General features: G+C 44.8%; 5 protein-coding genes and 1 pseudogene. 1 reads left to right on the forward strand and 5 read right to left on the reverse strand.

What is annotated here, in order from left to right:
* Positions 1-24: 24 nt before the first annotated feature.
* From lspA to FOR85_RS08545, 4 genes and pseudogenes are all read right to left on the reverse strand, one after another.
* A complete protein-coding gene (lspA, locus tag FOR85_RS08530) occupies positions 25-654 on the reverse strand; it encodes a signal peptidase II (protein ID WP_144297573.1) in 630 nt (209 codons plus the stop codon).
* Complete coding sequence (gene ileS / locus FOR85_RS08535; protein ID WP_144297574.1) at positions 647-3,505, reverse strand: isoleucine--tRNA ligase; 2,859 nt, start codon at positions 3,503-3,505, stop codon at positions 647-649. The genes lspA and ileS overlap by 8 nt, the downstream gene beginning before the upstream one ends.
* Before the next feature lie 420 nt (positions 3,506-3,925).
* A pseudogene (locus tag FOR85_RS08540) lies at positions 3,926-4,489 on the reverse strand (protein disulfide oxidoreductase).
* Positions 4,490-4,607: 118 nt separating this feature from the next.
* A complete protein-coding gene (locus FOR85_RS08545; RefSeq protein WP_144297575.1) occupies positions 4,608-6,245 on the reverse strand; it encodes a carbon-nitrogen hydrolase family protein in 1,638 nt (545 codons plus the stop codon).
* Positions 6,246-6,941: 696 nt separating this feature from the next.
* On the opposite strand from FOR85_RS08545, the gene FOR85_RS08550 reads away from it, so the two are divergent.
* Positions 6,942-7,508: a BLUF domain-containing protein gene (locus FOR85_RS08550; protein WP_144297576.1), complete on the forward strand. Its 567-nt coding sequence runs from the start codon at positions 6,942-6,944 to the stop codon at positions 7,506-7,508.
* A gap of 103 nt (positions 7,509-7,611) precedes the next feature.
* Here FOR85_RS08550 and FOR85_RS08555 read toward each other — a convergent pair whose 3' ends face one another.
* Entirely contained in the window at positions 7,612-9,081 is a 1,470-nt protein-coding gene (locus FOR85_RS08555) for an FAD-binding oxidoreductase (protein ID WP_144297577.1), read from the reverse strand.
* Between the last annotated feature and the right edge of the window lie 277 nt (positions 9,082-9,358).

Genomic DNA, 9,358 nt, shown 5'->3' on the forward strand with positions numbered 1-9,358 from the left:
GCAAAGTCATTGTATTTATATCATTTAAGTATCACGTTTCTTTTCTAAAAACAGCATATCAATCACAATCAGCGCCACACCAATACAAATACCAATATCGGCAATATTAAAGATTGGATAATGCCAAACGTCGGCGTAATGCACGTGAATAAAATCAATCACGTAACCATGGAGCAAGCGGTCAATCAGGTTGCCAAGAGCGCCGCCAAGCACCAGAGCCAAACCAAACGATAACAGTTTGGCTTTACGTGGTGCTTTAACCAGATAGCCGATTAAAAATAGCGACATTACGAGAGCTAATCCCGCAAAAAACCACTTTTGCCAACCTGCTTGGTCTGCTAAAAAACTAAACGCCGCGCCATAGTTATAAGCAAGCGTCCAATTTAAAAACGGCTCAATCACGGGCACAGGCTCAAGGAAATTGAGATTGGTTTCAGCCAACCATTTCGTCCACTGGTCAATGATAAGCACAGCAAGCGCCAGCAAATACCATATAAAGGCGCGACTGCCATTAGCGACCATTTTTGGCGTCTTCTTCAGACGACCTTTAGGCGTGGTTGAACTACCCGTAGTCGCATGTGCAGGCGTAGGCGAGTTATCGACCTCAACCTGCGGCTGCTTATTTTCAGGTAAGTCAGGCGTTAGGTTAGGCATAATGGCGCACCTCGCCGTCGCCTGCGACGTTGGTCACGCAGCGCGCGCATAGTTCAGGATGCGTCGCGTCTGTACCGATATCATCACGGATATGCCAGCAGCGTACGCATTTTGTGCCCGTCGCAGCGCTGACGTTAACCACTAAATCACCCGATGCGTCTTCATTTTCATTGCTATCGGCTTTTGCGTTGGCTTTATCAGCAGGCGCGGCGCTCATTGGTTTTAACGTTGCGCTACTGGTAATCAGGACAAAGCGCAGCTCTTCACCAAGCTTAGCCAAGCTGTCATACATCGCACCGTCAGCATATAAATCTACGCCAGCCGAGAGGTTGGCGTTGATAATTTTTTCACCGCGCGCGGTTTCGATATGTTTATTAACGCTATCTTTTGCTTGCATGATACGTTGCCAGTCGTCGCTACTGATGGCGCTAAGCTCAAATGCTGGGAACTCATACCATGCTTCGGTAAATACATAGCCTGCGTCAGTGCCGTTTTTACCTTGCAATACTTCCCACGCTTCTTGGGCGGTGAATGACAAAATCGGCGTAATCCAGCGAATCAAGGCATGGGCGATATGATAAATTGCCGTTTGCGCAGAGCGACGCGGCTGTCCATCAGTTTGGGTGGTGTACTGACGGTCTTTGATAATATCGAGATAAAAGCTACCCAAGTCTTGCGAGCAAAACGCGGTGATATGCTGGGTGACTTGGTGAAAGTCCATCGCATCATAAGCGCTGATGATTTGCGCTTGTACCGTTTGCGCACGCTCAATGATAAATTTATCAAGGCTGACCAGCTCATTAATATCAACGCTGTTGGTCGCAGGATTAAAGTCATCGGTATTGGCAAGCAAGAAGCGTAGGGTATTACGGATACGGCGATACATGTCGATGGCGCCTTTAAAGACTGTTTTACCCGCGCTCATCTCATAACGATAGTCGCTCGAGGCAATCCACAAACGTAGCATATCGGCGCCCGTTTTATTGATCTCGTCTTGCGGCGTGATGATATTGCCAAGGGATTTACTCATCTTGCGACCATTTTCATCGACGACAAAACCATGGGTCAATACTTGTTTAAATGGTGGACGCTGGTACATCGCCTCAGACGTGAGTAATGAGGTCTGGAACCAACCGCGATGCTGATCCGAACCTTCAAGATACATATCGGCAGGATTGGTCAGCTCATCACGTTGCTCAAGGACGGCAAAATGCGTCGTTCCTGAGTCAAACCAAACGTCTAGCGTATCGGTTGCTTTATCATAGTCTGCCGCTTCGCTACCCAAAAAATCTTCACAGCTGGCATCAAACCAAGCTTCAACGCCGCCTGCAGCGATTTTTTGCGCGGCCACTTCCATCAGCTCTAGCGTATTTGGATGCAGCTCGCCGGTTTCTTTATGAGTGAAAAAGGTAATCGGCACGCCCCACGTACGCTGGCGTGAGATACACCAATCTGGGCGACCGGTCATCATCGCTTCAATGCGGTTTTGACCCCAAGCTGGCGTCCAATTGACAGAAGGAATATCAGCAAGCGCACGCTCACGTAAGCCTTTGGTTTCCATACTGATAAACCACTGCGGCGTGGCACGGAAAATAATCGGCGACTTGTGACGCCAGCAATGCGGATAGCTGTGCTCGATTTTGGTGTGGTTGATTAAATGGCCGTTATCATGCAGTGCTGCGATGATTTGCGGATTGGCTTTATAGATATGCTCGCCTGCAAATACCGCCGCGCTGTCTAGATAAACGCCCGTGCCACTGACTGGGTTTTCAACCGGCAAGTTATATTTCAGGCCAACGATATAATCGTCAAGACCATGCCCCGGTGCGGTATGGACGAGGCCAGTACCGCTATCCGTGGTTACGTGTTCACCTAGGATAAGCGGCACTTGACGGTCTGTAATCAATGGATGCTGGGCGCGCAGGCCTTCAAGCTCACGTCCTGAAACGGTAGCTAAGATGCCATCGTTAGTCAGTTTAAACTCGCTTAATGCGCTTTCAACCAAGTCAGTGGCTAATAAGAAGTTACCTTTGGCAGTCGCGACCACGCTGTAGTCATGCTCAGGGTGTACTGAGATGGCTTGGTTTGCTGGTAACGTCCAAGGGGTCGTCGTCCAGATAATCGCGGCGATATTACCTTCAATGCCGCTTAATGCTGCAACCTTGTCGGTATCAAGCACATCAAAGCTCACATAAATAGCGTCAGAGACTTTATCTTGGTATTCAACTTCAGCTTCTGCTAGCGCAGAGCTACAATCCAAGCACCAGTTGACTGGCTTCATGCCACGGGTGACGTGGCCGTTGTCATAAATTTTAGCAAGCGCGCGTACGATATTAGCTTCTTGGTGGAAGTTCATCGTTAGATAAGGATTGTCCCAATCACCAAACACGCCCAGACGTTTAAAGTCCGCCTTTTGTAGCTCAATCTGGGTACTTGCATACTCGCGGCAAAGACCACGGAATTCAGTTGCCGAGACTTTTTGACCGACTTTACCAACTTTGGCTTCGACCTTTTGCTCGATAGGCAAACCGTGACAATCCCAACCCGGCACATAAGGCGCATCAAAACCCGACAAGGTTTTTGATTTGACGATAATGTCTTTTAATACTTTATTGACCGCGTGACCTAAGTGAATCTGGCCATTGGCGTATGGAGGGCCGTCGTGCAAAATATATTTGGTTGCGCCCGTCCGCGCCTGACGAATTTTGCCGTACACGTCGTCGGCTTCCCAAGCCGCCAGCCAGTCTGGCTCACGTTTGGCAAGGTTGGCACGCATCGCAAAGGGCGTATCAGCAAGGTTTAGGGTGTCTTTGTAATCGTGGCTTGGGGTGTCGTTACTTTTATCAGTCATAGAAGGCGTCTTATCAATGGTGGTTAGAAATAGCGTTTAAATTTAGGCGTAAGATTAAAGATATATGGGGTCAAATATTAGATAATCGATGCTAGTCTTTTATTTATTACTTAAAAAAATTTGCTTAAGAAACATGGCACAAAATAAGTTGCTTATCACTTGATTGTAAATGGACACGTCCATCATAAATACTAATCAGACGATTGCAACAAAAAATATTTTTAGCAGAATACTTAGAAAAGGGAATAGGGTAACGGCAGCTATTATATGACAAAATGGGTAGGGTAAAAAGAGCTGGCCGGTATCGTCCTATTTTTAGCCAAAAGCAATGATTGATTAGCAGTAATGCGCCATCTATTAAAGCATAGGTCTAGACCCTTTAATTGACCATTTATTAGATTTTATACCAGTGACCAAGGGTTAAAAAACTTCTGATAACCATAAACGCAATTTGAGTGACCAAAGCGGCTGAATACCGGTCAAGCCTTACGTCATCTCGCCATTTTTCAAAACCACATAAGACGGCGTTACTTGGCCTTGCCAATCAGCAAATATCTCACCTTCTTGGTCATTAATAGTGGTAAAGCGGTAATTGTGCTCGGCAAGGTAGCTATGCAACTCTTGGTCAGAACCGGATTTAATCGCAATCGTTACCACAGGATAATTATTCGCCGCCGCAAGCTTATCTATCGTCGGCGAGGTCACCCGACAAACCGGACACCACGTTCCCCAAAAGTATACCAACGTTGGCTTATCCCGACTCATGGCTGCCAAATCAACGCTTTGACCTTGATAGTCGGTCAATTGCAATTGCGGATTGGCTGGCATGACCGGTTGGCGCCACCAGTTAATTGCCATATAAATGACCGCAAATGCTAAGCCGTATATAAGCAAGCTTTTAGCAACCGACAATAGCTTTTGCTTGGGCGTTTTTTTTGATATCTTAGGAGTTTTTGTAATATTAAGATTAGAATCAGAGGTCATAATGGCTGCTTTTTTCGCCTTTAAATGTTAGTAGATAAAAATAAACGGCTGAATGGTCAGCCGTCTTATTATAATTTTTAGATTGTTATGCTTAATGCTTGTCTTTTAATATAAGCGCCTAAGGTTTTTCCGCGCGGTCTTGTAATGGGTCACCGATAAGCACGCTACCGGAGTTTTCACGGCGCTCAGCATTTGATAATTTACTCGCTGGCACTTTCGCTTTTCTCTTCCACTTTAAGCTAAATAAATCATCTCGGCGGTCAAGTAGATTATGCACCGAGCCTTCATTACGAACGTGAATAAGCTTGTCTAAGTTCACATCAGAGAAAAACACCATCTCGGTATTGGCGGTGGTTTCTGCCATAATCGCATCATGCGGGAACGCAAAATCTGATGGCGAGAAAATAGACGACTGTGCATATTGAATATCCAAGCTCTCAACTTGCGGCAAGTTACCGACCGAACCGCAAATCATCACATAACATTCGTTTTCAATCGCTCGCGCTTGCGCACAGTGACGTACGCGCAGGTAGCCGTTTTGGGTATCTGTCCAAAATGGGACAAACAAAATATCCATGTCATCAAGCGCCATCAAACGCGCAAGCTCTGGGAATTCAATATCATAGCAAACCAAGATACCGATACGACCAGCATCAGTGTCAAACACTTTGACCTCATCGCCGCCTTCAATCACCCACGCGCTGCGCTCATGCGGGGTAATGTGGATTTTACGCTGCTCTTCGACCGTACCGTCACGGCGGCACAAATAACTGACGTTATATAAAGTATCATCGTCGTCCAAAAACGGCATAGAGCCGGTAATGACGTTGACGTTATAACTGACTGCCAAATGCGAAATCTCGTTTTTAAACCATTCGGTATAACCGGCCAAAAAGCGAATGGCGACGTTTTGATCGGTCGATTCACACAGCCCCATTAAGGGCGCGTTAAAGAATTCTGGCAAACAAGCAAAGTCAGAGTTGTAGTCGGCCATGATATCGACGAAGAACTCAACTTGTTGCAACAGCTCTTCAGGTGACTCAACTTCACGCATTTGCCATTGAATACCGCCGATACGCACCTCAGATTTACGGGTATTTGGCTTATAATCTTGCGGCTCATAATAAATATTCGCCCATTCAAGTAGCGTGGCAAAGCCTTTTGACTGCGCATCATCTGGCAAATACGCGGTCAAAATACGTTTCACAATAAAGCCATTGGATAACTGGAACGACAGCGCTGGGTCATGAATCTCACGCGCTTCTACAGCCTCAATATATTCGCCAGGGGTCAAATCTTGATGATTATGATAATTGGGAATACGACCACCAGCTAAAATAGCGCGGAAGTTTAACTGACGGCACAGCTCTTTACGCGCATCATAAAGCCTACGCCCCAAACGATACCCACGATACTCAGGGTCGATTAATGCATCAAGCCCATAAATCGCGTCGCCTTCAGGGTTGTCTCTAATAATTTCTTTATGACCAATTAAATCATCATAAGTATGCGGGTTAGAGAACTTGTTATAATCGACGCGCATAGAGAGCACGATGCCAATCAGCTCATCGTGGTCAAATAGCGCAATCTGCCCTTCGGGAAAGGCATCAATCAAAGCATGAATGGTGTTTTTTGACCATGCGCCGCCCAAGTTGACATAAACGCGATCCATCAAGGCTTTAAGCTGCGGGTAGTCTTTTTTCTTAATCTCAGCGATGGTTAGGTGAAAGTCGTCTAATTTTTCAATTTTGCTCATAATGTTCCTGTCTGTCGTCTCTGTAAATCGGTCTTAATAAATCGGTCTTAATATTTTTTTGCTAAAAATCTTGCTAAAAAGGGCAGCTATAAATAAGGTTTTTATAAAAAACTGGCTATTAAAAATCGTAAGAAAAGCACGTAAAAGGCGTTTTCGCATAGATGCAATTGCTAAAAGTAAACGCCAGCGCCCAGATTTTTCTACGACTTTTTAGACCATAATGTCGAGAAAAGCATATCAATAGGCTTATTTAAACGTTACAATCATTTATCTTTGCATTTACAATGAGTTATACGCAAAAGTTATAAATCCTGCCTTTGTCATTATTTGTTTTAATGAGGCGATTTAGCAAGTTTGCAAGGGTGCATTTTACCACTGTGTTTTGTTTTTATTTTAAATACTCTTTGCGGGTAACTTAATTTTTAGCCCTTTATGGCACAAATGACGCTTATTATCACGTTTCTCTTTGCGCTGGTTATGATAGCAACTCCCATAAACAATCACAGACAAGCGGCGTAATTATTTGCTAGGTTTTTGTTGCCCGATTTTGTTATTAGGTCTTGTTACCATATTTTATTGCTCAGTTTTCGTGAAGCACCATCTTTACTATCCGTAATATTTTTATTTTTTTACACGTCATTTTAGATGGCGTATTTTTTCGGTTGCCTTCAATGGTGACCTTTTAGGATTTTTATTATGCCCCTAACTCATGCTAATGCCTTTAGCAAATTAGATGAAATAGCAGATACTGCAATGATACAGTTAGTGTATGTCAGCAGCTTGACGCTTGCTTCACGGTTAAATGCGGCGATATTTGATGAAGTAGAAGCTCATGCGCGTGATTATAACGAGCAGCACGGCATCACAGGGACGTTATGTTATGGCAATGGGCATTTTTTGCAATGTATGGAGGGTGAAAAAGCCAAAGTGGCGGCGCTGACGCAGCGTGATTTTTCAGACTGGCGCATGCGTTTGCTGTTTTTGGAGCGTTGGCTTTGGTCGCCTGCCACCAAAAAACAAGCAGCGCAATTGTCACCGTATCTACCCTTTGCGCCGCAATACTGGTCAGCTGAGCGCACCGAGCAGTTTTTGCAAATTATCAAAACCTTTGATACCCCGCCACATATCAAAGCCGCCGGCATTACCTATAACGCGCTTGGTAATATGGTGCGCCACATTGCCGCCCCGCATCAAGCTTTTTTAGTGGTGCAAGGGTTTTTAAGTGTACTGTTGGTCATCGGTTTGGTACTGCTATATTTATAAGCTTTACTATTGTGCTAAACGATAATATAAAGAATGACGCTAAAATTTGATATTTAGCGCCATTTTTTATGGTTATAGATGGGTTATTTTAATAAACACTCCATCACATATCAAAAATCTTACCACGGTTCATAATATTATTGGGGTCAAATACTTTTTTCACTGCGCGTAAGTACTCAATCTCAGTCTCGCTACGGCTATAATTCAGATAGGGCTTTTTAGTCATACCAACGCCATGTTCTGCAGAGACCGAACCGCCGTATTTTTGTACCGTTTCAAACACGTATTTATTGACGATTTGACACTCGCTAAAGAAATCATCTTTGCTCATGTTTGCAGGCTTTAAGATATTCAGATGCAAGTTACCATCACCGATATGACCGAACCAACAGACCTCAAAGTCAGGGTAGTTGCTACTGACGATATGATCAATCTCGGCGATAAATTCAGGCACATAGCTGATAAGTACCGAGACGTCATTCTTATAAGGGGTAAATACTGAGATGGTTTCAGAGATATACTCGCGCAGCTTCCACAGCTCTTCAGCTTGCGCCAGACTCTGACTCATCACCCCATCGACGACCCAACCTTGCTCCATGCACTCCTCAAAGATAGCCATGGCTTTGTCCATGATAGGCTCATACGGCGCTTCAAATTCTAATAGCGTATAAAACTTGGTACGCGACTCAAATGGCTCTTGTACTTGACCGTGCGCCATCAGCTTATCAATGGCCACATCGTCAAAGAACTCAAACGCCGTCAAATCAATTTTCGCTTGAAAGGCAGATAGCACATTCATGACATCATTAAAGTTGTCCATGCCTAAGACCATGACGTTTAAGTCTTGTGGCTGACGCTCAAGCTTGATTTGTGCATGAGTGACTAGACCAAGCGTACCTTCGCTACCGATAAATAATTGGCGTAAATCATAACCGGTGGCGTTTTTTACCATACCGCGGTTCAATTGCAAGATATCACCTTTACCAGTAACCACAGTCAGCCCCATAATCCATTGACGGGTCATGCCATAACGAATCACTTTGATACCGCCGGCATTGGTGCCGATATTACCGCCGATTTGACTGGAACCTGCTGAAGCAAAGTCGACGGGATAGTATAAATCTTTTGATTCGGCAAACTGTTGTAACTGCTCAGTGACCACGCCGGCTTCAATCTCAACCATACGGTCAGCAGGATAAAACTGTCCAATATGATTCATCTTATCCATACTGACGACAATCTCACCATTGGCAGCGACGGCGCCCGCAGACAGACCGGTACGACCGCCACTTGGGGTCAAGACGACATTATACTCATTGGCAAGGAGGACAATCGCTTGTACTTGCTCGGTGGTCTTTGGAAAGACTATAGCGGCAGCAGCAGGCGCGAAATGTTTGGTCCAGTCTTTGCCCCAGTGCTCTAAGCTCTCGCTATCGGTTTTGATTTGGCTGGGGTCAAACTGATGGACATCAAGCAAGCTGCTTAAGATGCTTTGGACAGCAGCAGTATGGCTGGTAGTGGTTTGAGAATCATTTTGAGCGGTAGTATTGCTTTGGCTAGCTAAAGAAGTCATGGTCAAATCTCGGTAGAAACGCAAGCGCTATGCATAAAAGGGATTATTATATCGCTAAATGGATATAACCCAGCGGTGCTAACTGTGTTTATATAAATAAGTAGGTTTAGATAAGTATAAGCGAGCGCGTAGCGCAATGATAGATGGAGATGCTGTCATACGCCTATCTGTCTCGCCTAAATCATTAAAAAACAGTTTAATAAACCCCACTCTCAACTTCGAAAGTGATTGAAAAAAGAAGAGCACCTCACTAATCTATTGTTTTCGACCAAGAATA

Origin of the sequence: Psychrobacter sp. YGAH215 (assembly GCF_007280595.1) — a bacterium.
In the GTDB taxonomy this organism is placed as follows: Bacteria; Pseudomonadota; Gammaproteobacteria; order Pseudomonadales; family Moraxellaceae; genus Psychrobacter; species Psychrobacter faecalis.